Origin of the sequence: Desulfofarcimen acetoxidans DSM 771, from assembly GCF_000024205.1 — a bacterium.
Lineage (GTDB): Bacteria > Bacillota > Desulfotomaculia > Desulfotomaculales > Desulfofarciminaceae > Desulfofarcimen > Desulfofarcimen acetoxidans.
Window position 1 is genome coordinate 2152145 of sequence record NC_013216.1, and the last position, 24139, is coordinate 2176283.

Annotated in this window: 19 protein-coding genes; 12 read left to right on the forward strand and 7 right to left on the reverse strand. The window is 43.2% G+C overall.

From position 1 onward, the window contains the following. Positions 1-135: 135 nt before the first annotated feature. Both DTOX_RS09805 and DTOX_RS09810 read left to right on the forward strand, forming a co-directional pair. A complete protein-coding gene (locus DTOX_RS09805; protein ID WP_422698404.1) occupies positions 136-1287 on the forward strand; it encodes a DUF763 domain-containing protein in 1152 nt (383 codons plus the stop codon). 142 nt (positions 1288-1429) lie between these two features. Continuing rightward, the gene (locus DTOX_RS09810; RefSeq protein ID WP_015757531.1) at positions 1430-3403 is read left to right on the forward strand and encodes an ATP-dependent DNA helicase; all 1974 of its coding nucleotides are present in this window, start codon (positions 1430-1432) and stop codon (positions 3401-3403) included. A 138-nt stretch (positions 3404-3541) separates the two neighbouring features. Here the strand turns inward: DTOX_RS09810 and DTOX_RS22940 are convergent, their stop codons facing one another. The 3 genes from DTOX_RS22940 to DTOX_RS23645 all read right to left on the reverse strand — a co-directional run bounded on the left by DTOX_RS22940 (position 3542) and on the right by DTOX_RS23645 (position 5344). Further along, on the reverse strand, positions 3542-3718 hold the full coding sequence (locus DTOX_RS22940; protein ID WP_015757532.1) for a hypothetical protein: 177 nt from the start codon (positions 3716-3718) through the stop codon (positions 3542-3544). Between the two features lie 142 nt (positions 3719-3860). Beyond that, positions 3861-4841: a cation diffusion facilitator family transporter gene (locus DTOX_RS09815; RefSeq protein ID WP_015757533.1), complete on the reverse strand. Its 981-nt coding sequence runs from the start codon at positions 4839-4841 to the stop codon at positions 3861-3863. Between the two features lie 326 nt (positions 4842-5167). Beyond that, complete coding sequence (locus tag DTOX_RS23645) at positions 5168-5344, reverse strand: rubredoxin-like domain-containing protein (protein ID WP_015757534.1); 177 nt, start codon at positions 5342-5344, stop codon at positions 5168-5170. Between the two features lie 299 nt (positions 5345-5643). Here DTOX_RS23645 and DTOX_RS09820 point away from each other — a divergent pair, with 299 nt between their 5' ends. From DTOX_RS09820 to DTOX_RS09835, 4 genes are all read left to right on the forward strand, one after another. Continuing rightward, positions 5644-6234: a YueI family protein gene (locus DTOX_RS09820; RefSeq protein WP_015757535.1), complete on the forward strand. Its 591-nt coding sequence runs from the start codon at positions 5644-5646 to the stop codon at positions 6232-6234. A 236-nt stretch (positions 6235-6470) separates the two neighbouring features. Next, on the forward strand, positions 6471-7211 hold the full coding sequence (locus DTOX_RS09825; RefSeq protein ID WP_015757536.1) for an SIMPL domain-containing protein: 741 nt from the start codon (positions 6471-6473) through the stop codon (positions 7209-7211). A gap of 311 nt (positions 7212-7522) precedes the next feature. Further along, complete coding sequence (locus tag DTOX_RS09830; protein ID WP_042315649.1) at positions 7523-8785, forward strand: DUF445 domain-containing protein; 1263 nt, start codon at positions 7523-7525, stop codon at positions 8783-8785. Between the two features lie 13 nt (positions 8786-8798). After that, positions 8799-10142, forward strand: coding sequence for a DUF445 domain-containing protein (locus DTOX_RS09835; RefSeq protein ID WP_015757538.1), 1344 nt, complete (start codon positions 8799-8801; stop codon positions 10140-10142). A 496-nt stretch (positions 10143-10638) separates the two neighbouring features. Here DTOX_RS09835 and DTOX_RS09840 read toward each other — a convergent pair whose 3' ends face one another. Beyond that, a complete protein-coding gene (locus tag DTOX_RS09840; RefSeq protein ID WP_015757539.1) occupies positions 10639-11346 on the reverse strand; it encodes a demethylmenaquinone methyltransferase in 708 nt (235 codons plus the stop codon). A gap of 258 nt (positions 11347-11604) precedes the next feature. On the opposite strand from DTOX_RS09840, the gene DTOX_RS09845 reads away from it, so the two are divergent. Then, positions 11605-12243, forward strand: a complete 639-nt coding sequence (locus DTOX_RS09845; protein WP_015757540.1) for an IS607 family transposase — start codon at positions 11605-11607, stop codon at positions 12241-12243. Between the two features lie 56 nt (positions 12244-12299). On the opposite strand, the gene DTOX_RS09850 is transcribed toward DTOX_RS09845, so the two are convergent. Together DTOX_RS09850 and pepF are read right to left on the reverse strand one after the other, a co-directional pair. After that, positions 12300-14465, reverse strand: a complete 2166-nt coding sequence (locus tag DTOX_RS09850; RefSeq protein WP_015757541.1) for a DNA topoisomerase III — start codon at positions 14463-14465, stop codon at positions 12300-12302. Positions 14466-14579: 114 nt separating this feature from the next. Beyond that, entirely contained in the window at positions 14580-16364 is a 1785-nt protein-coding gene (gene pepF / locus DTOX_RS09855; protein ID WP_015757542.1) for an oligoendopeptidase F, read from the reverse strand. A gap of 273 nt (positions 16365-16637) precedes the next feature. On the opposite strand from pepF, the gene dnaK reads away from it, so the two are divergent. The 5 genes from dnaK (at position 16638) to clpB (ending at position 23182) form a co-directional block, all read left to right on the forward strand. Beyond that, positions 16638-18530, forward strand: a complete 1893-nt coding sequence (gene dnaK, locus DTOX_RS09860; RefSeq protein WP_015757543.1) for a molecular chaperone DnaK — start codon at positions 16638-16640, stop codon at positions 18528-18530. A gap of 249 nt (positions 18531-18779) precedes the next feature. Further along, on the forward strand, positions 18780-19250 hold the full coding sequence (locus tag DTOX_RS09865) for a nucleotide exchange factor GrpE (RefSeq protein ID WP_015757544.1): 471 nt from the start codon (positions 18780-18782) through the stop codon (positions 19248-19250). A gap of 7 nt (positions 19251-19257) precedes the next feature. After that, positions 19258-20250, forward strand: a complete 993-nt coding sequence (locus DTOX_RS09870) for a DnaJ C-terminal domain-containing protein (RefSeq protein WP_015757545.1) — start codon at positions 19258-19260, stop codon at positions 20248-20250. Positions 20251-20254: 4 nt separating this feature from the next. After that, a complete protein-coding gene (locus tag DTOX_RS09875) occupies positions 20255-20551 on the forward strand; it encodes a chaperone modulator CbpM (RefSeq protein ID WP_015757546.1) in 297 nt (98 codons plus the stop codon). 33 nt (positions 20552-20584) lie between these two features. After that, complete coding sequence (gene clpB / locus DTOX_RS09880; protein WP_042315652.1) at positions 20585-23182, forward strand: ATP-dependent chaperone ClpB; 2598 nt, start codon at positions 20585-20587, stop codon at positions 23180-23182. Positions 23183-23309: 127 nt separating this feature from the next. On the opposite strand, the gene DTOX_RS09885 is transcribed toward clpB, so the two are convergent. Further along, positions 23310-24077, reverse strand: coding sequence for a carbohydrate deacetylase (locus DTOX_RS09885; protein WP_042315653.1), 768 nt, complete (start codon positions 24075-24077; stop codon positions 23310-23312). Positions 24078-24139: the final 62 nt, after the last annotated feature.

Consider the following 24139-nt stretch of genomic DNA (forward strand, 5'->3'; position numbering starts at 1 on the left):
TCGTGAACGCCCGGGAATTAGTCCTGGGCGTTTTTTAGGTAGGCAAGTAATTTCACTAAAGGAATTTATTCCGTCATGGCGAACTTTAAAAATTATTATAGGGAATATCGGGTGGTGATTGATATGCGTACAGGAATGGCGAATCTGCCTCTGCACCCGGGAAAATGCCCATCCTGGTTATTTTCTCATATGAAGGAACTGGGCTCAGCCATAATCCGGGCAGTAGTGGAGGACTATGGTTCAAGAGAGGTTTTGGTGCGCCTGTCAGACCCTTTCTGGTTCCAGGCAATGGGCTGTGTTTTAGGTTTTGACTGGCATTCATCCGGGTTGACCACTACTGTTTGCGGTGCTTTAAAAGAAGGGTTGAAGCCTTACCAGGGAGAACTGGGTCTTTTTTTAGCCGGGGGTAAGGGAAATACTTCCCGCAAAACGCCACAGGAGATACTCACAGCCGGGGAGAAGTATGCTCTTTCCAATAACCTGCAGTCCCTGGTTTATGCCAGTAAAATGGCAGCTAAGGTTGACAGTGCTGCTTTGCAGGACGGGTACCAGCTGTATCATCACTTTTTTGTCTTTAATTCAGCCGGCAACTGGGCTGTTGTTCAGCAGGGTATGAACGAGCTCAACTGTTATGCCAGGCGCTATCACTGGCTGGGTGAGGGGCTATCCGATTTTGTCTGCGACCCCCATTCAGGTATTTCCTGTGAACAAAAAGGCCATGTTCTGAATATGGTGGCGGCTGAAAGTGGGGAGGCCCGTGCTGCTTCTGCCCAATTAGCCCGGGAAAAGCCGGAGTTGGTTCTCAAGGTGTTGAAAAAAATGCGGCAAAAACCGGTACCTCCAGGCCGGCCGGTGCAGTTAGCCTTTGATTTTGACAGTGTTGCTGACCCGGTTCAAGGGGAACCGGATTCAATGCTTACGCTGGATTTACCGGCTGAACACCATATCCCAAATTCAGGACGGATGAATAGCATACTCTATAAAGTTTATGAGCGCCAGCCTGAGGATTTTGAGACTTTACTGTCTATGCCGGGAGTGGGGCCTGCCTCTGTTCGGGCGTTGGCCATGGTGGCTGAGCTGGTACACGGGGTAAAGTTAAGTTTCCGGGATCCGGTCAGGTATTCCTTTGCTCACGGGGGCAAGGACGGGATACCCTTCCCGGTAGACAGGGGGATCTATCGCCATACCATCAATGTTCTGGAGGGGGCATTAAAGCGGGCTAAACTTGGCCATTCAGATAAGTTGAAGGCCTTTAAAAGGCTGGCCCTTTTGCAGAAAGACGTTTAAAAGACGTAAACTTTGATATACTGGAATCAGAGAATTATTTATATGAGAGGCTTTCACGGTTTTTGCCGGCAGATTAAACTATAAACAGTCAATTTGCTTTACGCCAGTTGGATAGCGCGGTATTGAGGAAGAGGGGAAAATTGTGTGTGCTCTTGTCAGATCAGAATTACCTTTTAAATACCGGGGCAAAGCAGATTTTCCGGCCAGGCTGGCCGGCTGGATCGGCGATGTGTTCTATGATGTTTTGCCGGAACATGGCTATGAAATACGTGAAGAACAAATTTTCACGGCTTACCAGCTGGCAGATGCTGTGTGTAAACAAAAGGTTCATTTTGCTGAAGCAGGGCTTGGTACGGGAAAAACCTTTGCGTATTTGCTTTGCGCGCTTCCCTACGCCCGTTTTACAGGAAAACCTGTTGTGATAGCCTGCGCTTCCACAGCTTTACAGGGACAGCTGGCCGGGCCTAAAGGGGATATAGAGATACTGTCCAACCTTCTTTCTTTAGACATCAATGCACGCATGGCCAAGGACCCGCGCCAGTATATCTGCGACGAAAAAGTCAACCAGAACTCTTTTACTGCTCTCACAAGTGAAAACTTCAAGAAAATTTTTCACTGGGCGGAACAGACCAAACTGGGTGAGCGCTCTGAGATGCCGCATGTGCCCGATAAGGTATGGAAACAGGTAGCCTGGGATGAGACCATGAACTGTGAGTCCTGCACTTGCAGGGGTTATTGCAAGCTCGTCAGAGCCAGGGAACATTACCGATCGGCCCGTGATTTGATAATATGTGACCACGCTGTCTTCTTTGACGATCTCTGGAGCAGAGAGGAAAGAATGGCTGACGGTAAGCTGCCTTTGCTGCCTGAATACTCAGCAGTGATCTTTGATGAAGGCCATAAAATAATTCCGCCGGCAGCCATGAAAGCAGGTCACCGGATTGTTGAGGAAGACATTGTAAGCATGCTCTCCTGTCTTGAAAGCATTCAGGGGGCCAGAACTGCTCTACTCTCGATTGTCGTTGCCATGAGTAAGGCCGCCTCAGATTTCTTTAAAAAGCTGCGCGGCTCAACAATCAGGGATGAGACAGCAGACCGGCTTGCTGTGCAGGCGGATGATCAACTGCTGGAAGCTGCACTTAAATTACGGTGTGCTCTGGATGTGCTGCTCTCCGAGTTGCAAAATGAAACAGGACTGCACCTTCATTCCCTTCCATCGAATCAGCTTCAGTCATTTGAGACCATAGTTGAGAGAGCGGCAGAGGCTCTGAACAGGTTTCTCCGCAAGGGAGGAGAAGATGCAATTGTCTGGGTTGACCGGGCGGACGGAAGTTTTTGCGTCGTTCCCAGGCATCTAAGCGAGTTGCTCAATAAGCACCTCTTTACCAGGAAACTTCCCGTGGTCTTTTCTTCCGCAACCTTGAGCAGTGGTAAAGAATTTGGCTATTTTGCCCGTACCCTGGGAGTAGATGATTATTCCAGTTCGTCAATAGAAAGCTCTTTTAACTTTGAACAACAGGTGCTTATCTACTTACCGAAACATTTGCCTGTTGAAGATGAAATCAGGTTTATCCCGGCCCTGCAGCAACTGGTGCAATTATTACGGCTTTCCGGAGGTCGGGCTCTGGTGCTGGTTAACTCTATGTCCGAAGTCAGGAAAATTAGGAGAGGCCTTAAAGAGTTTTCACTGCCCTTTGAATTCTTGTGGGAGGATAGGGGAGAACGTGGCTACCTGGCACAAAGATTTCGTGAAGAGGTTTCATCCGTGCTTGTTGGTACCGGGTTTTGGGAAGGGATTGATGTTCCCGGTCCGGCACTGTCTCTTCTTGTTATCTGGCAATTACCTTTTCCAAAACCGGATCCGCTAATCGAAGCCCGGTGCCAGGAGGTAAAGAAAAAGGGGCTAGACCCGTTGATCTCAGTAGATTATCCTGAAATGGGTCTTAAATTGAAACAGGGTTGCGGCAGGTTGATCCGAACCAAAGATGACAGGGGTGCTATTGCCATCATGGAACCTGTCAGGGGGGTGCCGTGGGAGCCATTTGTTACAGCTGCTTTGCCTCAGGGAGCCAGAGTGATTGAAAATATTGATGCTCTAGTTCAAATTTTTCAATAAACACGTCCCGTTTTTTTGGAAGCTTATTGTTATATAAGAAGGACAGGGTTAGCTCTAATCAACCCTGCCCTTGTAAAAAGGTTTCATTTTTTATTGGCATCATGGCAGAAATGAAAAAATTAATTTATTAAAGAAGTATTAATGATTTTTTTCATCTTTCTGAATTGCCAGTTTGTATAAGCATTCTTCATCTTTTTTCTTTTCATCCATTTTGCAGCCCCAGTAATCATAACCGGCAACGAAAAGGCGGTAATTACACCAGCTGCAAAAGGTATGGGCAATTTGCGCTTGGTTCATATCCTTAGCTTTTGTCATTTTCCACTTCTCCTTTAGATTATATTTTAAAAATGCATAACTAAGCTTATATCTTCTACCTTCCTCTGTGAATTCCTGCTCATGGACGGATAAAAATATCCCCAAAAATAAACCCGTATCAAATAATGATACAGGTTGAAGTTTAACTATTATATCTATCCATTTTTCTTTTTGTATTCTGCCAGTCCGCTATTTTATCGTCCGCCAGAAGCTCTATGCTCATCTCTTTGACTATAGCCATTTTGCTGATAATTTTTCTTTCTACCTCAGCGACTATGTCATCGGCCTGATCAACTTCCAGTGAAGGTTTGGTTTCTGCCGTCATGTTAATCAGCAGGGAATTAGCTCCTATATACATGGTTTTTATTTCTTTTATGTCTATGATTCCGGGAACTTGCATGGCAATATCCCCGATACACTTAACTATATTGGGATGAGCTGCCCTTCCTACAATCATAGCTCTGTTTTCATAGGCCAGCATAATAGCCAAGCTGCCTAATACAATTCCTATTATCATTGAAGCAATTCCATCATATACAAGGTTGCCGGTCGTATCACTTATAAAAACGGCAAGGAGTGCTATAGTTAAACCGGTTAATGCGGCCAGGTCTTCCCAAAAAATAAATTTAACAGCCGGATTGGCAACATTGTTAATATTTCGGAAAGCAGTCGAGAATATTCTTACACCCTTTGCCTGTGCACCAACATCTTTTAATACTGCTCGCATAGCCTCGCGCAGGGAAAAGGATTCAAAAATAACAGATAGAAAAAGAGTAAAAAACATCAGCCTGGCAGCAGCTATTTCGTGCGGGCTGACTATTTGGTGATAGCCTCCGGTTATTGAGCCCATACTTGTGACTCCGAACATGAATACAGAAGCTATAAAGGACCAGAAATAGACTTCTTTGCCATAGCCGAAGGGGTGCTGCTGGTCTGGCGGGCGGGAAGCCAGTTTCATTCCTATCAATAGAAAAATGCTGTTGACCAGGTCTGACAGTGAGTGCAGCGCTTCTGAAAACATTGCTGCACTATTGCCAATCCAAGCTGCCACGGCTTTAGTCAAAAAAATTGATGTATTGGCCAAAAGAGCTATCCATATAGCACGGGATCCATGTGATGTCAAATTGCAGCACATCCTTATTTCGAAAAATAACAGCAGTGTAAGTTAAAAGCTATAGATAAAGCTAGTTTTATATTATTTTTTCAAAATATAGCTGTTAACAATTACTAAAGCGCTGTCTTTTTTATTTTTATGCCATATCATTATTTTGGCCGGATTTGAGTTGTTATTGGGTCGTTATTAAGATTAATAGTTTTTTTATGGCATTATTATATGCTGACTAATTGACGTGGCAAATTGATGGAATGTTTCGGCTAAAAAATACAAGCCCTGCATAGCAGGGCTTGTATTAATGAAATTTGTTCAGGAGTGCTCTTTGGAAAGGTTAATTAGTCCTTTTTGCCAATTCTGGGATCAATACCAGAACCTTGCGGTATTTGGCATTCAGGCGTATAGCAGGTGATGTTGAGAAAAGTGCATTTTTGCTGACAGGAAGGACATTTTTCCGGCAGCTTGTCTGGCTCAGACTCAAAAGTATAACCACAATTATCACATTTCCAATTCATTTGCATAGCCTCCTTTAAAATAATTATATACTAGCAATCATTGTAATTATATCATGAATTTTTATCTGTGTAGTGAAAACTTTGAAAATAAAAAATTTTTTTATTTATTGTCTAGTTCTCGATCTATATAAAGTTCAATTTTCTACCAAAGTAGTTCAACTAAAAATCAGGCTAATAATATTTCTATAAAGTTACATTAAAAATAGACAAATGATTGTTATTACTGTAATAACTGTCTCGTATGATAAGTATTAAAAAGTGCAAAATTATTTACATAAACTTTTACGGGAGGGGAATATGTGGAGCAAGATAATCAAAGCCAGTATATGAAACAATGGTCAAATAAGAGTGATTTGGAACAGTCTTTGCTGGTCGGGCTAAATGGAGCGCCTGAACTTAAAATTGATGAGAAAAGACAATACCTGGGTGAGTATAGGGAGCGGGTATTAAAGTTATTGACCAAGCATCAGGTTGAGGAACCGGGTCTTTACCCGGAAATAAAACAGTTACTGCAGGACAGCAGGGCGGATAAATTGATCATCAGCGGGGATGTTTCCGACAGTGCTGAGAATAAGTACCGGAAGCTGGCGGAGCAAGTTGGAAAAAGGCATTCCGTTATTCATGATCCGGAGTTTAAAGGTAATGCCGGTTTGATTGTGGTAAGCAACAACGCGGTGGATGAGGAGAACATATCTATTCAAGATAGGAAAGAAAAATTTAAGCAACTGGGATTGTCAGCAAAATTAGCTGATTGTGCAGGGAAAAAATTATGTGAGAATTGTCTGCATAAAATATTAAGTGCGGCACCGGAAGAAGAAATAAACTATCAAAAGCTCACCTTTTGGGATCGTTTCTGGGGGGAAGCATGTCCCGCCTGTGTGAATAATTAATGTCAGGGCATTTTTTGATTATTAAACTAAACTTAAAAAAATTTATCTTTGACTGGAACAAATTCATTATTGATAGCGTCATATAAATAAAACCATATTCAGGTTGCAATCCCTCATGATAAGGTTCTTAGGGATTGTTCCTTTGAAAAAGGCAGGTGAGCGGGAAAACATAATGCAATTTATATCTAATCCCTGGTCTGGTAATGAAGAACTTTGAGTTTGAAAGGAAGGTTTTGATGAACTTTTCTGAAGGTGAAAAAAAAATATTATATGCAGTGATTATTTTGGCAGTATCTTTGGTGCTTTGTTCTTTTATCATAGCAGGTGGTATTAAAGACTTTTCCGGCGACAAGAATACTGTTACTGTAACTGGTTCAGCTAAAAAATTAATTCGATCGGATTTGGTATTATGGCGAGGAAACTTTTCAGAACAGTCTGCCCAATTGCCTGAAGCATACAGTAAACTCAAGGAAAGTTTAAATAAAGTGGTCGGTTATCTGAAAACAAACGGTATTGAGGAAAAAGATATTATTATAAGTGCTATTCAGACCTTCCCCTTATATCAGATGAACCCTAACGGGATGCAATCAAACCTGGTAGAGGGTTACCGGTTGATGCAGTATATTGAAATAAAATCTAATAATGTTGAAAAAATTACAGAACTTTCTCGTTCTTCTACAGAACTGATTAATCAGGGAGTTCATTTTGAGTCCCAGCAACCCCAGTATTTTTATACCAAGCTTAATGAATTAAAGGTCAGCATGCTGGCGGAAGCAGCCAAGGATGCAAAAAACAGAGCCGAATCACTGGCCGATAATTCCGGCAGTAGGATAGGTATACTGCGCTCCGCCAAAATGGGAGTATTTCAAATTACCCAGCCCAATTCAACTGATGTATCCGATATGGGTATAAATGATACGTCTTCCTTGGAGAAGGAAATAACCGCGGTGGTAAATGTTGAGTTCAGTATAAAATAGATTGAATGTGATGGAAAAGCACCTGGAAAAATATTCAGGTGCTTTTCTGTGCGCGCCCGGAAGTTATGCTTATGATGGATCTGTGGCTGCCCGAAAGCTGTTTAAGGCGATTTTCCTGTTAATAAAATTGCTCAATCGGGAGGAATATCTTCTTTAAAAGAAGAATTACAGAATGATTCAGACCCGGGACAAGAAAGTCTCTTTAAGCAGCTTTCGGGCAGCCATAGCACTTGTGATCAATGGAAATAAAAAATTTAAGCTTTAGCAATATATTGCTAAAGCTTAAAAGCTAAGGAAAAGAAGTGAATATCTTGAGCAAAAACAATTATCATAAGGCGAGTATCACCTTAGCAGTCGTAACTGTTGGTTTTTTAATCAGCTTCCCTTTCCGCTCAAGCTTTGCCGGAGGATTATTGGAAAGCCTTTTCGGTGCTGCTATGATTGGTGGGTTAGCGGACTGGTTTGCTGTTTCGGCGCTGTTTCGCAAGCCTTTAGGTATACCCTGGCGAACGGAAATAATCCCTAAAAACCGTGATAAAATTTTCAATACTTTAATTGATATGGCTGAGAACGAACTGCTGACCAGGGATAACATTAAAAAGAGATTGGCCGGCTACAATATTTCAGATCTGTTAATAAGATATATTACAGAATATGGGGGAAATAAAAATATTAAAGTCATCCTAAACAGAATTATAAGGGATATTTGGGTTAATATTAATCCAGAGGATACCGGTAAATATTTAGAAGATTTATTGAAAGAAAATGCCTTAAAAATAAAATTGTCCCCCTTGCTGCTGGAGGTTGTGGAATGGTCCCTGAAAAACGGCTATGATGAAAAAGTTATTGATTACTTTCTTGACGAGTTAATCAGAATTTGCGGTCACCGCCAAATGAAAATCATGATTTTAAACCTTTATTGCAATTTCAGAAAACTATACGAGCAAGGTTTGTTGAGAAGAAAAGTAGCTAACGAAATAATATTAAGTTTTATACTGCGTCTGCCTCCGGAGATTATTGCTGACTACCTTCAAGCGGAACTGCTTAAATTTCTCAAAGAGATAAAAGAACCTGCTTCATTTTGGCGCGATAAAATTAAAGTCAGAATTCAGGCTATACTTTTAAATCTTAAGCAGGATACAAGAATAATTAATAAACTGGAAGCCTGGAAAATAAACCAGATTGAGCAAAACTTGCATATACAAAATGCTGTGGTTGCTTTTATACGGGCTTTGCGGGAGGAAGCGGCGGCAGCGCAGGATAAAACCTGGCAATTATACAGTTGGACAGACGGATACATAGATAGATTAATTAAAAACTTTAAAAAAGATTATGTAAAGCAGGACAGGCTCAATGAGGTTGTTAAGTCAGCTCTGAATAACTGGATTGATCGCCAGCACAAACAAATAGGAATAATTATCAAGGAAAGCTTGAACCGCTTTTCAGGATATTTACTGGTAGAATTTATAGAAAACAGGGTGGGTAATGATTTGCAGATGATACGCATTAACGGGTCTGTAGTTGGTGGTTTAACGGGCGTATTAATATTTTTATTAACCTTTTGGATGACATAGGACGTGAAAATTAATGGTGTATAATAAATTTGCTAACCGGATCCTGGCACTTTCTTTTGCTATATTCCTTGCGGCGACTTTTTTGAAGTATTATTTAGGTAATTTGTTTATTGTAAATCTTATATTTTTTGTGATGCAAGCAGCGCTGGTAGGTGGTATTGCGGACTGGTTTGCCGTTACCGCTTTATTTAGAAAACCGCTCGGTTTTCCCTGGCATACTGCTATTATACCTTCCAACCGGGAAAAGCTTATTGACTCTCTGGCAGGTATGATTGAAGAGGAGTTATTGAGCACTGCTTCTATTAAAAATCGATTGAATAGGCTGCATTTGGTCAACATGTTTATTGATTGGGCGGAGAAGCAGGGTTCTCCATACTTTATAGAAATAGCGGCTAAATTTATACAAAAAATTTTCGACAAGATCGACATTGCCAAAACAGCTCAGTATATTGAAAGTATGATTAAAGAAAATGCCGATAGGCTGGATATAGGACCATTGTTGAAAAGGCTGGGCACATGGTTGACGGAAAAGGGGGAAGATGAGAAATGGCTGAATCTTATACTTGATGAAATGATTTTGATTGCTGAGAAACCCGGTACCAGAGATAGAATTCGTGAGATTATGGAAGAAATAAAAGATAGGAGAACTCAATCATTATTGAGCAGAGCTTTAGGGAAGATAGCTGAAATTACCAACACGATAAATCTTGATGATGCGGCAGAAGCCTTGCAATTTGAATTACTGGAAGTGCTGCGGGACTTAAAGAATGAGGGACATCCTTTGCGACTCAGGCTGAAGACAATATTTTCCGAGCTTCCGTCTAAATTTGACCGTAATCCTTCCTGGTCTAAAACCCTAAATATTTGGAAAAAAACAATTATAGAACGTGTGGATTTGGGTTCCATACTGGAAGTACTGATAAATTCAGCGATAAAAAAGGTAAACCAGCCTTTATATGGAACAGAAGATGGTTTAGCGGGAAATAAGCAGAAGCCAATTGATAGTGAGATTTCTTCATTTGTCAACTGGCTGATCGGACAAGTTAATATATTCTGGCAGCGATTAAAACAGGATTCTAAAAATAAAGACCGGCTTAATAAATATTTTAAGAAAATAATATTCCAAATTATTGAATCGGAGCATAAATTGATTGGTAATATAGTCAGAGAAACGCTTAGTTCTTTGACCAATGAAGACCTGAACAGGTTTGTTGAGGATAAGGCAGGAAATGATTTGCAATGGATTAGAGTCAACGGTTCATTAGTCGGTGCCTTAGTCGGTCTCCTGATTTTTTTGTTTTTAAATTTGTTTTATGATCCGGTAGTAGTACCGGTTATAAAATCCTGGTTAATGTAGAACGTGACAGTTAACGGTTATAATGGAATAATTTAATACTTATAAAAAGATAATAAGGGAGCATAATAGGATCAACGGGTTCACATTGATTAAAACCGAGGTCGTTGCAATGACAAAGAAATTTGTAGCAACAGCCGGCCGCAGGTAATATTGACTGGTAAAGTCAGTTAGCCGGAGGGCAAATCGGTAATTTTCGCACGATTATTATATGGTCGTAAATGATACTTACCGGTTAGGATAAGATTGTTATGAGTTTCGAATAAAACTTTTTTGAGTTTTTGAGGTTTATAACAGTCGAGAGATTGTTGTGAGCTTCTAAGATATTCATAACAGTCAAGCAAAGGTTACTGTGTGTTCTGCAATGGTTCAGATTAGTCGGAAGATTTTTCTGAGTTGTGTAGGGATGCATAGCAGCCGGCGATAAAATCATTTGTGAACCCTTAAAAAGGAACCTTTCTCTTGCCAGGGAAAGGTTCCTTATTTTGAGTTGGATGCCTTATTGAGGCTTAAACCCCATGTGCATAGCTGCAACACCAAGGGTATAAGGTTTTACTATGACATTGATCAGCCCTGCTTGTCTGAACATATCGGCCAGCTCTTTTCTGCCCGGAAAATCCCTGGCTGATTCCTGCAGCCAGGAATACTGGCTATAGCTTTTAGCAATCATTTTACCTAAAAGTGGCATAACATGGCGGAAATAAGCATAATAAAACTGGCGAAAGATCGGGATCTCCGGCTGAGATGTTTCCAGGCAGACCACCTTTCCGCCCGGCCTGGCTACCCGTCGCATTTCCTGCAGCGTTTTCAGATAATCAGGCACATTTCGTAAGCCGAAGCCTATGGTTACATAATCAAAAGAGTTATCCTCAAAAGGCAGATCCATAGCGTTTCCGTGAACCAGCTTAATTTGTTTCAATCCTCTTTCAGCTATTTTGTCTTGACCTATCTTGAGCATGTTTTTACTAAAATCCAGGCCATATACAGTTCCTGTGGAGCCTACTGCAAGAGCCAGGGCAATCGCCCAATCCGCCGTACCACAGCATACATCCAGAGCTGACGAACCTTTTTTAACTTCCATCTTCTTCATCGTATCTTTTCGCCAGGCAATATGGCGCTGAAAACTGATCACGGAGTTCATAAAGTCATATTTTTCGGATATTGTTTCGAAAACATCATGAACGCGTTCTTCTTTGGACTTTGCCATAGCTTAACCTCTTTCAGAAGTGAATTTTAGTCCGGTGACAATGATAGTAAGCTTGTCTCCAAACAATATTATACAATAACCAGAGGTATTGCAATACAATTTATCATGTTGAGATTTCTATTTTTAAGCTTGTACGAATATTTAATATAATATTTTCCGATAAAAATGCTAATATTCTCAGATATTTTATTATTTTGTTAATATGTGTATTGCTCTTCTTTTCTACATATTTTAAAATGTATGTAGGAGTTGATCAAGGTGGATAAATTACTGACAGTAAACCAGGTGGCAAAGTTATTAAATGTTTGGCCGGAAACCGTCAGAAGATGGGATAATACCGGTCAGTTAACTTCCGTAAGAACCCCTGGTGGTCACAGGCGTTATAGGGAGTCACAGGTTCTGGCACTTTTAGGTACCCCCGAAACTATCGGTGCACAGCTGCGCTGTGCTGTTTACGCCAGGGTTGCCAATCAGGAATATGCTGATAACGGGAGTTTGCAGCGACAGAAAGAGAGATTAATTACTTATGCGGTTGAAAAGGATTACCGTGTGGCAGCTGTATATACGGAAATAAGCTCGGGTCTGAAAGAGAACAGGGAAGAACTTGCTAAATTGCTAAAGCAGGCCATAAAAGGGGAAGTTGACATTGTATTAACTGAAAATAAAGATCGGTTGGCCGGTTTGGGGTACAATTATTTACGGGAGTTTTTATTATCATATAAGGTGAAGATAGAGTTTATTGAATTGAATGAAAAGTCTGAAAACCAGGATGAATTACTGGAGGATTTAATATATATAATTACTTCTTTTTCTTCGAGGATATATGGAAAGCGTGGTAATAGGGTAGCCAAAAAAATAACTGATATTATTAAGGAAGAAATCTTATTGGTAAAGTAATACCTGCGGGAAGGCCGGAATCTTCCTTGGATTCAGAAGACTCCGGAGTTTGCAGACTAATCACTTTTTTCTTTAGCCCCGTTAAATTTAAAATTGGCCAGAATTGACAGGTTTGTTACCAGAGGCGCGCTGTCACTGTAAGCCTTTATATTGACCTTTGCTTCACGTTTAGGCTGTAATACATATTTTTCCTGGTACCGGCAGTGAGTGCAGACAATAATCTTACCGCCCTTGCCTTCTCTGATTTCCATCCTTCTCTTTTTACACTGGGGGCAGGGCCTGTTGCTGGTTTCTTTTTCTACCTGCCTGTGTCCGCAGCTACGGTCAGGACAGACCAGGTTGCTGCCTCTTTTAGTTTTTACTGAAAGCAGAAACTTTCTACATTTGGGACACTTGTTGCCGGTAACATTATCCGGTTTAAAAGTGCTGGAACTGTTCAATACGGTAGTTACAATTTTCTCTGCGTGCTCTCTGATGCCTGAAATGAACTTTGTGCGTTTGGATTTACCCATAGCTATATCATGCAGCTGCTGCTCCCATTTAGCAGTTAAGTCTGCCTGCTTTAGCTCAGGCGGTACGAGTTCTACTAATTGAATGCCTTTGGCTGTGGGGATTAACTCTTTTCCACGCCGTTCGACATAATTAGAGGAGATAATCTTTTCTATTATTTCCGCCCTTGTCGCGGGGGTGCCCAGTCCACTTTCCTTCACAGATTCTTTCAGTATCTCGTCCTCAATAAATTTACCCGGGTGTTCCATAGCCGAAAGTAAGCTGGCTTCTGTATAGCGGGCCGGCGGTTTGGTTTGTCCTTTAACAGACTTGCAGGACAGTACCTTTACTTTGTCACCTTTTTTAAGCGGCGGCAAATTCTGTTCCGGAGTGTCGTCATAGCCTGTGTCTTTCTCCCTTGATTCATTATTATAAACAGCCTTCCAGCCTGGATTGGTAACTACCTTACCTGATGCATGAAAATGTTCACCTGCTATGAGCACTATAACAGTTGTTTGCTTATAGCTGTAGGCCGGGTAGAATACAGCTATGAAACGCCGTACTATTAAATCATAGATATTTTTTTCCTCGGCAGTCAATGCCGCCAGGTTGGCTCTTTCTGTGGTAGGTATAATTGCGTGGTGGTCGGTAACCTTGCTGTTATCCACCAGTCTTTTGTTTATCGGCAAGGGTTTTGCGGTCAATGGCTTAACCAGTTCTGCGAAATAACCGCCCGATACGGCTTTCAATCTGGGCATCAGTGTTGGTACCATATCAGAGGTTAAATAGCGCGAGTCGGTTCTGGGATAAGTTACTAACTTATGTCTTTCATACAGCATTTGCAGGCCTGCAAGAGTTTTCTGTGCTGTGTAGCCGAACTTTTTATTGGCATCCCTTTGCAGTTCGGTCAAGTCATAAGCCAGAGGAGGTTGCTCACTTTTTTCCTGAGTTATAAGATCGATTACTTCTCCGGACTTTTCTTTTACCTTATTAACAATTGTTTCTGCTTGCAGGCAATCAGAAAATCGGTTATGTTTTCCTGACTTATCTCGCCATTCAGCCTGGAATTTGCCCAAATTAGCCTTGACTGTCCAGAAATCAGTCGGCACAAACCTTTTTATCTCTTTTTCCCGGCTAACCAGCATGGCCAGAGTGGGGGTCTGTACCCGTCCGGCAGACAGCTGGGCATTGTACTTAACAGTAAGGGCCCGGGTTACATTGAGTCCGATTAACCAGTCAGCCTCGGCCCGGCAGATTGCTGAATCATACAGGTTATTATACTCAGTACCTGGTCTTAACCTGGTAAAGCCTTCTCTGATAGCTTCGTCAGTCAGCGAAGATATCCATAGGCGTTTAAAAGGTTTTTGGCAGCGGGCCTGTTTCATGATCCATCTGGCCACAAGTTCTCCCTCCCGCCCGGCGTCGGTGGCAATAATCAATTCCCGGACATCCGGACGTTTCATCAATTTGCTTACTATATGAAACTGTGGACCTGTTTTCTTGATTACCACGGTTTTCATTTCAGCAGGCAGCATGGGCAGGTCTTCTGTTCGCCAGGTCTTGTATTTCTCGTCATAATCCTCCGGTTCTGCCAGAGTTACCAGGTGCCCCAGAGCCCAGGTGACAATATATTTGTTGCCCTCAAGGTATCCTTTACCCTTTATAGTACAGTTCAGTATCCTGGCAATTTCCCTGGCGACACTAGGTTTTTCCGCTAAGACTAGTGATTTCATCAGTGCCTCCTCAATAGGTTCCGATTTCTTTTATTTCTTTATCTTGCCTTGATTTTTTTGAATTATAAAATATATTGTAAAAGTGATAGAGATTAATGTCTGGTTTATGCCTGGCTATAACTTTAAAATAGACGAAAGTTGTTTTACCGAGTTTTCAAAATCATTTAAAGCATCTTGGATGGGCTGTGGTGTTGACATATCCACACCTGCCTCTTGCAGCAAGTTTATTGGGTGTTTAGAACCTCCGGATTTAAGAAAATTCTTATAGCCTGTTAAAAATGACCGGTTTTTATTCAAGATGCCGGCTGCTATGCTTATAGCCGCTGAAATACCTGTTGCATACTGGTAGACATAAAAGGGGGAGTAAAAATGAGGTATTCGCAGCCATTCACAGGTTAATTCCGTATCAATGACAAAATTCTCTCCATAATACAGTTTATATAAGTCTTTATAGACGGTTTGCAGTGTCTCCGGGGTTAGAGGCTGATTTTTTTCCACGGTTTCGTGAACCTGCTTTTCAAAATCCGCAAAAAATGTCTGGCGATAAAGGGTCGAGCGGATGCTGTCCAGATGCATGCTCAACAAGTTGGCTTTTTCCTGCTCAGAGGTTGATTTCTTTAATAAAAAGTTTAAGAGCAGAGTCTCGTTTACGGTTGAGGCCACTTCGGCCGTAAAAATTACATAATGTGAATTTATGTAAGGCTGGTTTTCATTGCTGAAATAACTGTGCATTACATGGCCTAACTCATGGGCCAGGGTGAAAATATCCTCTACAGTACCGGAGAAGTTTAACAGGGAGAAAGGGTGAGTGCCGTAAATTCCCATAGCGTAAGCACCTGATCTCTTGCCTTTAGCCGGGTAGACATCGATCCATCGCTCGGAAAAAGCCCGCTTCAGTATTCCTACATAATCCTCTCCCAGAACAGCCAGTGCCTCCAGCACAATATCTCTGGCCTCTTCAAAAGTGTAGGTTTTATTCATATCTTTGACCACCGGGACAAACAGGTCGTAAAAATGAATTTCCGGCAGACCAAGGATTTTTTGACGCAAAGCTATATAGCGCTGCAGCTTGTCGACATTGCTGCGCACGGTGCTGATTAAGTTATCGTAAACTCCCGGCGGTATGAAGTTGCTGGAAAGGGCCATATCCAGTGATGAGCTGAAGTTTCTGATACCGGCAGTGAATATGCTGTTTTTAACTGCTCCATAATAAGTGGAGGTAATGGAATTTTTGTGTGAGGCGTAAGTATTGAGCAGTCCCTTAAAATAATTCTCACGCAAAACCCTGTCTTGAGAAGTCATGCACTTGAGATAATTAGCCTCGCCGGCGGTAAACTTTTGCCCGTCGGAACCTGCCACTTCGGGAAAATCTAAATCATTGACAGCTATATCGTCAAATATTTTTTTAAAGGAGCGGCCCAGAGAGTTCATTTTAGTCAAAATTTGTTCAATATCCGGTGAGAGGACATGTTTTTTCAGAGCAAATAGTTTTTCAAATTTAAAAGAGTATATTTCCAGTTCCGGCAGCTGTTTTTTATAAGATAGGAAGCTTTCTTCATTTAATTGGAGCAGTTCCGGTTCAACAAAAGACAATTGTGCGTCTATTCCCGAAGACAAAGCATCAATTCTCTCATAGCGTGTTTTGGCTGTGTTGTCACCCATGGAAGTGTCAAAAGCCAACCTGGCGTAACTATAAGCCTGCTCCAGTTTGATGGATAACCGGTCAATATCGGCCAGAGCGGCATACAGGTTTTCTGCCGAAACGGTTAGATTGCCCTGCATAGAGGTGACTTTGGAGGTTAGCTCCTGTATTTGCTTTAAGGCATCTTCCCAGGCTGTGTCAGAGGGGAAGATAGCGGTTAAGTCCCAGGAGTATTTGTCTGCTGTTGCGTTTATCATAGCTTCTCCTTTCAAAACTGTGGTATCTTACAATATTATCTGTTTTATGTTTAAATTATGCAATGTTTTTTTTATACTTAAGGAAATTTAAGACGACTTTCTTGAACAGAATTCTTTTCTAATATTATTAAAAATTCAAGAAAAAACTAAAACTATATTATTGACAGGGGAATTTAATTGATGTATATTAAGGTCAAAGATGGTCAGAGATTGATTCCGGCAAGTCAAACTGTTAACAAAAAATAATTAATATAATCTAAGGGGGTTTGTATTATGGCTAAAACTGTAGGTATTGACTTGGGTACTACTAATTCAGTTGTTGCGGTTATGGAAGGCGGTAAGCCGGCAGTCATTGTAAATGCGGAAGGAGCCCGTACTACACCCTCGGTGGTGGCATATAAAGAGGACGGGGAAAGGTTGGTAGGGCAGGTTGCCAGACGGCAGTCTGTATTGAACCCGGAGAATACTTTATATTCTGTAAAACGTTTTATCGGTCGCCGTTTTTCTGAAGTGGCCGAGGAAAGACAATTGCTGCCTTATAAAACAGTTGCAGGGGCCAATGATACAGTAAAATTTGATATTCGCGGTAAATTGTACTCTCCTGAAGAAGTATCCGCTATGGTTTTACGCAAACTGGCAGATGATGCCGCCAAGTATTTGGGTGAAAAAGTAACTGATGCTGTTATCACTGTACCTGCATATTTTAATGATGCCCAGCGCCAGGCTACCAAAGATGCGGGCAAGATTGCCGGTTTAAATGTATTGCGGATTATTAACGAGCCTACTGCCGCGGCCCTGGCTTATGGCCTGGATAAAAAAACAAACCAGACTATCCTGGTCTTTGACCTGGGTGGCGGTACTTTTGACGTATCCATACTGGACGTGGGTGATGGTGTGTTTGAGGTTAAAGCTACCAACGGTGATACTCACCTGGGTGGCGATAATTTTGACAAAGTGCTGGTAGACTGGATGGCAGAAGAGTTTAAAAAGGATAACGGGATCGATTTGAGAAAAGATAAGCAGGCTTTGCAGCGTTTGAGCGAGGCGGCGGAGAAGGCCAAAATGGAGCTTTCCACTACTATGGAAACTCAGATTAACCTGCCTTTTATTACGGCTGATGCTTCCGGTCCCAGACACTTGGATATGAAATTAACCAGAGCTAAATTTGATGATATTACCCACCATCTGGTTGAACGCTGCCGCGGCCCGGTAATGGCAGCACTGTCTGATGCCAAACTGACGGAAAAAGACATTGATGAAGTAATTCTGGTAGGTGGTTCTACCCGTATCCCGGCTGTGCAGAAAATGGTGCGCCAGTTGACAGGTGGCAAAGAACCGCATCAGGGGGTAAACCCGGATGAAGTAGTGGCAGTGGGAGCGGCTATTCAGGGCGGTGTATTGGCCGGTGAGGTAAAAGATGTACTGCTTTTGGATGTAACTCCTCTGTCCCTGGGAGTGGAAACTCTGGGCGGGGTTATGTCAAGAATTGTAGAGCGAAATACTACTATCCCGGTTAGACGCAGCCAGGTATTCAGCACGGCGGAAGACAATCAACCGGCAGTTGATATTCATGTACTGCAGGGTGAGAGAGAAATGGCCCGTGACAACCGCTCGCTCGGCCAGTTCAAGCTTGACGGAATTCCTATGGCTCCCAGGGGGATACCGCAAATTGAGGTAACCTTTGATATTGATGCTAACGGTATTTTGAAAGTCAGCGCTAAAGATAACGGAACCGGAAAAGAGCAAACAATAACCATCAGCGGTTCCACCAGCTTGGATCAGTCGGAAATTGACCGTATGGTGAGAGAAGCCGAGGCCAACTCAGTTGAAGATAAAAAACGCAAGCAGGAAGTAGAAGCGCGCAATGAGGCAGATACTTTGGCCTACCAGGCAGACAGACAGCTGAAAGATTTGGGAGATAAAGTTCCGGTACACGAGAAAGCACGTATAGAAGAATTGCTGAGCGATTTAAAGACTGCACTGAAAGAAAATGCACCGGTTGACCGTATTAGAGCCCTGCAGAGTGATTTGCAGCAGGCTGTCTATGCCTTATCACAAGCAGCTTATCAACAGCAGGGTGAAGCAGGTGGCTGCAGCGGCGGCAACTGCGGTGGCGGGCACCGGAATGACAGCGGTGTGGTGGATGCGGAATTTGAAGAAAAATAATATTGAGGCAATATAATCGCTTTAGGTAATATGGGAGTAAGGCATATTTCAACAGCTTCTTAATGAGGCTGCATCAAGGTAGTTTAAGATGAAAATACGGTCTGGCACTGGGATAAAGGTAATCTATCTTTGCCTCTTTGCCGGGCCGCAAACTAAAATAAATTATTTTTTATAATATATTGGAAATATGAATGTGAATTACATAATATAAATTTTACTCTCAAGTAATACAATGAGAGGAGGGCTTAAATGAAAAGAAGTCCGGAAAAACCGTTAGAATTGCAAGCAGCGGAATTGCAGCATGAATTGGAAGAAGAAAAAAACCGCCATTTGCGAACACTGGCGGATTTTGATAACTACCGAAAAAGAATGGAAAGGGAAAGGGATAGCATATCCTTAAGCGGCAAAAAACAGGTTATAAAAGACCTCCTGCCTGCCTTGGATAACCTGGAAAGGGCTATGGGACAAGTACAGGAGGATTCTGTCAAGCAGGGTTTAGTGATGGTTCGCCAGCAGTTTTTCGATATACTCAAGCAGCACGGGTTGGAGTTGATCGAATGTAAGGGCCAAATCTTTAACCCGGCTGAGCATGAGGGAGTCGGCTTTATAGAAGATGAGCATTGCCCGCCCGGGCATGTTGCAGAAGAATTGCTCAGCGGTTACCGTTTAGGACAGGAATTGCTTCGTCCGGCTGCGGTCCGTGTAGCGAAAGGCAGGTGAATAGGCAATGAGTGTTGCTTTTCAAGATTATTATGAAACTTTAGGCGTAAAAAGGGATGCTGCTGATAAAGAAATAAAATCAGCCTATCGCAAGCTGGCCCGCAAATGGCACCCGGATTTAAACAGCGGCAAAGAAAAAGAAGCGGCTGAAGAGAAGTTTAAGCAGATTAATGAAGCGTACGAAGTCTTAAGTGACCCGGAAAAGCGCAGCAAATACGACATGTTGGGAGCTAATTGGCGCAGCGGGCAGGATTTCAGACCTCCGCCGGATATGGACGGTTTTCATTTTTATACCAATGCAAATGGTGGCGAGGGGGGCTTTAGCGACTTTTTTGAAATGCTTTTCGGAGGCGGTGGTTCCCCGTTCGGTCGAGGTGCCAGAGCAACCAGGCGTGGCCCGACGCGCGGTCAGGATGTGGAGAGTGAGATTGAACTGTCACTGGAGGATGCCTACAGAGGCGGGGAAAAATCCTTACAGCTGGCACAGCGGGAAGCCTGTCCGACCTGCGGCGGCACCGGTTATGCCCAGGATACTTTTTGCAATCGCTGCGGCGGCACGGGTGTTAAGTCCGGCACTAAAACTCTGGCCGTAAAAATACCGCCGGGCATGCAGGACGGCAGCCGCATTCGTTTAAAAGGCCAGGGCAGTGAAGGTATACAGGGCGGGCCCAGGGGTGACCTGTATCTCAAAGTGAAACTGGCGGAGCATCCCTTGTTTAAACTGGTAGGTAATGATCTGGAAACTGAGATTACTGTTCGGCCGGAACAGGCTGTATTGGGTGACAAAGTAAGTGTTCCCACTTTGGACGGTCAGGTAACCATGAAGATTCCGGCCTCAGCCAGGTCAGGCATGAGATTGCGGCTGCGGGGCAAAGGCTGGCCTGTTAAAGAGGGCCGGGGTGACCAGTATGTGAGGATTAAAATAGATATACCGGGGCGACTTTCTGAGGAAGAAGAGGCACTCTACCGGCAATTAGCCGCGTTAAGGAAAGGGGTGTAATGCGGTGACAAAATATTACTTGCAAGTTTACTATCACACCCCATCAACCAGTGAGGAAGAAGTCTGGGTTGATGTGAACACTTTGGGTTTGCATCCCGATACCGCACAACAGCTGGCTGACCTGGGTATTATAGAAATCAGGCAAGGGTATATCTCCGCACGCCAGGTAAAAAGGCTGCAAAAATTACTGCGGCTGCGCAGCAATTTAGGGGTTAACCTGCCGGGAGCGGCAATAATTTTAAATTTACTGGAACAAGTGGAAAGACTACAGGAAGAAGTTGAACAGTTAAAAAGGAGGTGAAGACCCGGACGGTATTTAGCTGCCGGGGATATTATGGATATGAACCGTTTTACTAAAAAATCCGCTGAGGCATTGTCCGCAGCTCAACAATTTACGGCTTCCAGGCATCACCAGGAAATAACCGGTAAGCACTTGTTAGCCGTTTTGCTAACCCAGGAAGAAGGAATGATTCCCCGAATCCTGGAACATGCCGGAGTAAGCACCGATCTTTTGTCTACTAAAATAGAAGAAAATTTAAAAAAAATCCCCGTGATCAGGGGTTATGACGGAACGCTGCACATGGGCACGGGCTTGGCCCGTGCCATAGCCAGGGCTGAAAAAGAAGCCAGGGATATGAAAGACGATTATGTAAGTGTGGAGCACCTGCTGTTAGGCCTGTTGTATGAAGGAGAACAGGATACGAAAGAGGTGCTCAGGCAGGTAGGCCTGACACTTGACGCGCTGTTAAAATCCCTGCGCGAAGTGAGGGGCAACCAGCGTGTAACCAGCGATAGCCCTGAGGACACCTATGAAGCGCTGGAACGCTATGGTCGCGATATTACCAAACTGGCCCGTGAAGGCAAACTAGATCCGGTTATCGGAAGGGATAACGAAATAAGACGCCTTATGGAAATTCTATCTCGCCGCACCAAGAACAACCCTGTGCTCATCGGTGAACCGGGAGTCGGTAAAACCGCCATTGCAGAGGGCCTGGCCCGGCGTATTGTAACCGGTGACATTCCAGAGGGGTTAAAGGATAAGATACTTATAGAATTGGATATGGGTGCTTTAGTGGCCGGTGCCAAGTACCGGGGCGAGTTTGAAGAACGTCTTAAGGCCGTGCTAAAAGAAGTTCAGAACTCGCAGGGCAGAATCATCATGTTCATAGATGAACTGCATACAGTAGTCGGAGCGGGAGCGGCTGAAGGGGCAATGGACGCAGGCAACCTGTTAAAGCCCATGCTGGCCCGCGGAGAGCTGCGTACTATCGGATCCACTACGCTGGACGAATACAGAAAACATATAGAAAAAGATGCCGCTTTGGAAAGGCGTTTCCAACCGGTTATAGTTAACCCTCCTTCTATTGAAGATACTATTTCTATTTTAAGGGGTTTAAAAGAACGCTATGAAATACACCATGGTGTGCGTATAAAGGACAGCGCGCTGGTTGAGGCGGCAGTGCTCTCGGATCGCTACATTTCAGACCGTTTCCTGCCGGATAAAGCAATTGACTTAATGGACGAGGCAGCGGCCAAATTGCGTACTGAAATCGACAGTATGCCTACCGACCTGGATAAAATCACCCGCCGCATCATGCAGCTGGAGGTTGAAGAAGCAGCTCTGAGCAAAGAAAAAGATCAGGTTTCACAGGAGCGATTGGAAAAACTAAAAGAGCAGCTGGCCAACCTGCACAGCGAGTCTGACTCCATGAAAGCCCAATGGCAGGTAGAAAAGCAGGGTATTTCCCGCCTGCAGCAGATTAAAAAGGAAATAGAAGAAACTAAACAGGAAATAGAAAGAGCAGAGCGGGAATATGACTTAAACCGCCTGGCAGAGCTGAAATACGGACGTTTAAATGAGCTGGAGCGCCGGCTTAAATCAGAAGAGGAACTGTTGTCAGGAAAACAAAAATACGGCATGCTTCTGAAAGAAGAAGTGGATGAAGAAGATATAGCCAGTGTTGTCAGCCGGTGGACCGGTATTCCGGTCAGTAAGCTGATGGAAGGGGAAAAAGAAAAGCTGATTCACCTGGATGAAGAACTGCATAAAAGAGTTATCGGTCAGGACGAGGCTGTGCGCGCGGTGGCAGACGCAGTGCTGAGGGCCAGAGCGGGCATTAAAGATCCCAACCGTCCTATCGGCAGCTTCATTTTCCTGGGACCTACCGGTGTGGGCAAAACAGAACTGGCCAGGTCTCTGGCACAGGCTCTCTTTGATGATGAGAAAAATATTATCAGGCTGGATATGTCCGAGTATATGGAAAAGCACACTGTTTCACGCTTGATAGGCGCTCCTCCCGGCTATGTCGGCTATGATGAAGGCGGTCAACTGACTGAAGCAATACGCCGCAAACCCTACTCGGTAATCCTGTTGGATGAAATAGAAAAGGCACACCACGATGTTTTTAATGTTTTGCTTCAGTTGCTGGATGACGGTCGCCTGACTGACGGTCAGGGAAGAACCGTTAATTTTCAAAACTCCGTGGTGATCATGACCTCCAACCTGGGTAGTCAGGAAATCCTCAACCACCAGGATCAAGGCGGCGACTATGAGCAGATGAAATCCGGAGTACTGGGCATTTTACGCCAGCATTTTCGCCCGGAGTTTCTCAACCGGGTTGATGAAGTTGTGGTCTTCCACGCCCTCAACCAGCCTCAGGTGAGAAAAATTGCCGCGATATTATTGGAGAAACTGGCTGAGCGTATTAATGCAGGCAGCGGTATCAAATTGGAATGGAGCGATGATGCTTTAAATTACCTTGCCAATAAGGGTTATGAGCCGGTTTACGGGGCAAGACCCTTAAAGCGCTTAATTCAGCAGGAAGTGGAGACTCCGTTCAGCCGTATGCTGGTAAAAGGAGAGATTGTACCCAATCAAATTGTACTGTTAACGATTAAAGAAGGAGAACTGAATTTTAAGATTAAGTCTTAAAGTACTGTTTCTTAAATCATAAATAAAGTTAAGTATGATAAAAATGGCATATCCCCTATAAATATCAAAAAAAGAATCCTAAGTGTACATCAAAGTACATCTTGGATTCTTTTTTTATCACCGGAGATTATTGTCCACTCATTAAAAAATCATACCCGCAAAGTTGAATATTATTTGTATTCAGAAACTCCCTGGTGCTGCTCTGGCAGAGGATGTTCAATTCCTTCCGCCGTCCGTCAATGTAACTGCTGTTTTCAGCAAGTGTCTGATCTACTGTACCTGGATGGCACATAAGTTCCATAATACCAACAGCCTGGTTTTGGGCACTGCTGATAAATTGCCGGAAAGATTCCGGAGATACCGCTTCACCAAACCATTCTCCGCAAAAATAGTCAGGTGTGGGTATATTTATAGATTGAAAAAGGTTTTTCATCTCCTGGTTGATGCTGCGTGCCGGTAATCTATATTTTATTGCTGTTTCAATAAACGCTTCCAAGACAAGCGGGTGAGAGTGGATATGATGGTGCGTGTCCAAGTGCGTGATTCTTATGCCCATGTCTTTGACCTTCATTATTTGTGCTTCAAACTCATTGAGAACTTCTTTCTTGTCTATACCCTCGTTATAAATATCTGTCGGATTTTTAAAATTACCGGTGCTGTCTACCAGGGAGGCAACCTTTTCCAGACCGGCAACCGGTTGCCCGTGGGTAATACAAAGGTGTATGCCGGCAGCCCGCAAAGTGCTATTTTTTAACAGGCACAGAGCGTGCTCTGTGCCTTCCTGGTTAACCATCAGTGTAGTGCTTCGGACAATACCCTCTTCAATAGCCTTTACAATACCTTCATTAACACCCCTGCTGTAACCAAAATCATCAGCGTTAACGATCAGCTTCATAGGTTCACCGTCTTTCAATAACTTTATATTAAATTGCCGCTGTTAAAATAAAATTCTCACAG

Coding starts and splice junctions, on each gene's coding strand:
- DTOX_RS09850 (WP_015757541.1), bottom strand. CDS start 14,465: ATGAAATCACTAGTCTTAGCGGAAAAACCTAGTGTCGCCAGGGAAATT.
- DTOX_RS22940 (WP_015757532.1), bottom strand. CDS start 3,718: ATGACAAAAGCTAAGGATATGAACCAAGCGCAAATTGCCCATACCTTT.
- DTOX_RS09835 (WP_015757538.1), top strand. CDS start 8,799: ATGGTGTATAATAAATTTGCTAACCGGATCCTGGCACTTTCTTTTGCT.
- DTOX_RS09865 (WP_015757544.1), top strand. CDS start 18,780: ATGAAAAGAAGTCCGGAAAAACCGTTAGAATTGCAAGCAGCGGAATTG.
- DTOX_RS09805 (WP_422698404.1), top strand. CDS start 136: ATGGCGAATCTGCCTCTGCACCCGGGAAAATGCCCATCCTGGTTATTT.
- clpB (WP_042315652.1), top strand. CDS start 20,585: ATGGATATGAACCGTTTTACTAAAAAATCCGCTGAGGCATTGTCCGCA.
- DTOX_RS09825 (WP_015757536.1), top strand. CDS start 6,471: ATGAACTTTTCTGAAGGTGAAAAAAAAATATTATATGCAGTGATTATT.
- pepF (WP_015757542.1), bottom strand. CDS start 16,364: ATGATAAACGCAACAGCAGACAAATACTCCTGGGACTTAACCGCTATC.
- DTOX_RS09885 (WP_042315653.1), bottom strand. CDS start 24,077: ATGAAGCTGATCGTTAACGCTGATGATTTTGGTTACAGCAGGGGTGTT.
- DTOX_RS09870 (WP_015757545.1), top strand. CDS start 19,258: ATGAGTGTTGCTTTTCAAGATTATTATGAAACTTTAGGCGTAAAAAGG.
- DTOX_RS09840 (WP_015757539.1), bottom strand. CDS start 11,346: ATGGCAAAGTCCAAAGAAGAACGCGTTCATGATGTTTTCGAAACAATA.
- dnaK (WP_015757543.1), top strand. CDS start 16,638: ATGGCTAAAACTGTAGGTATTGACTTGGGTACTACTAATTCAGTTGTT.
- DTOX_RS23645 (WP_015757534.1), bottom strand. CDS start 5,344: ATGAATTGGAAATGTGATAATTGTGGTTATACTTTTGAGTCTGAGCCA.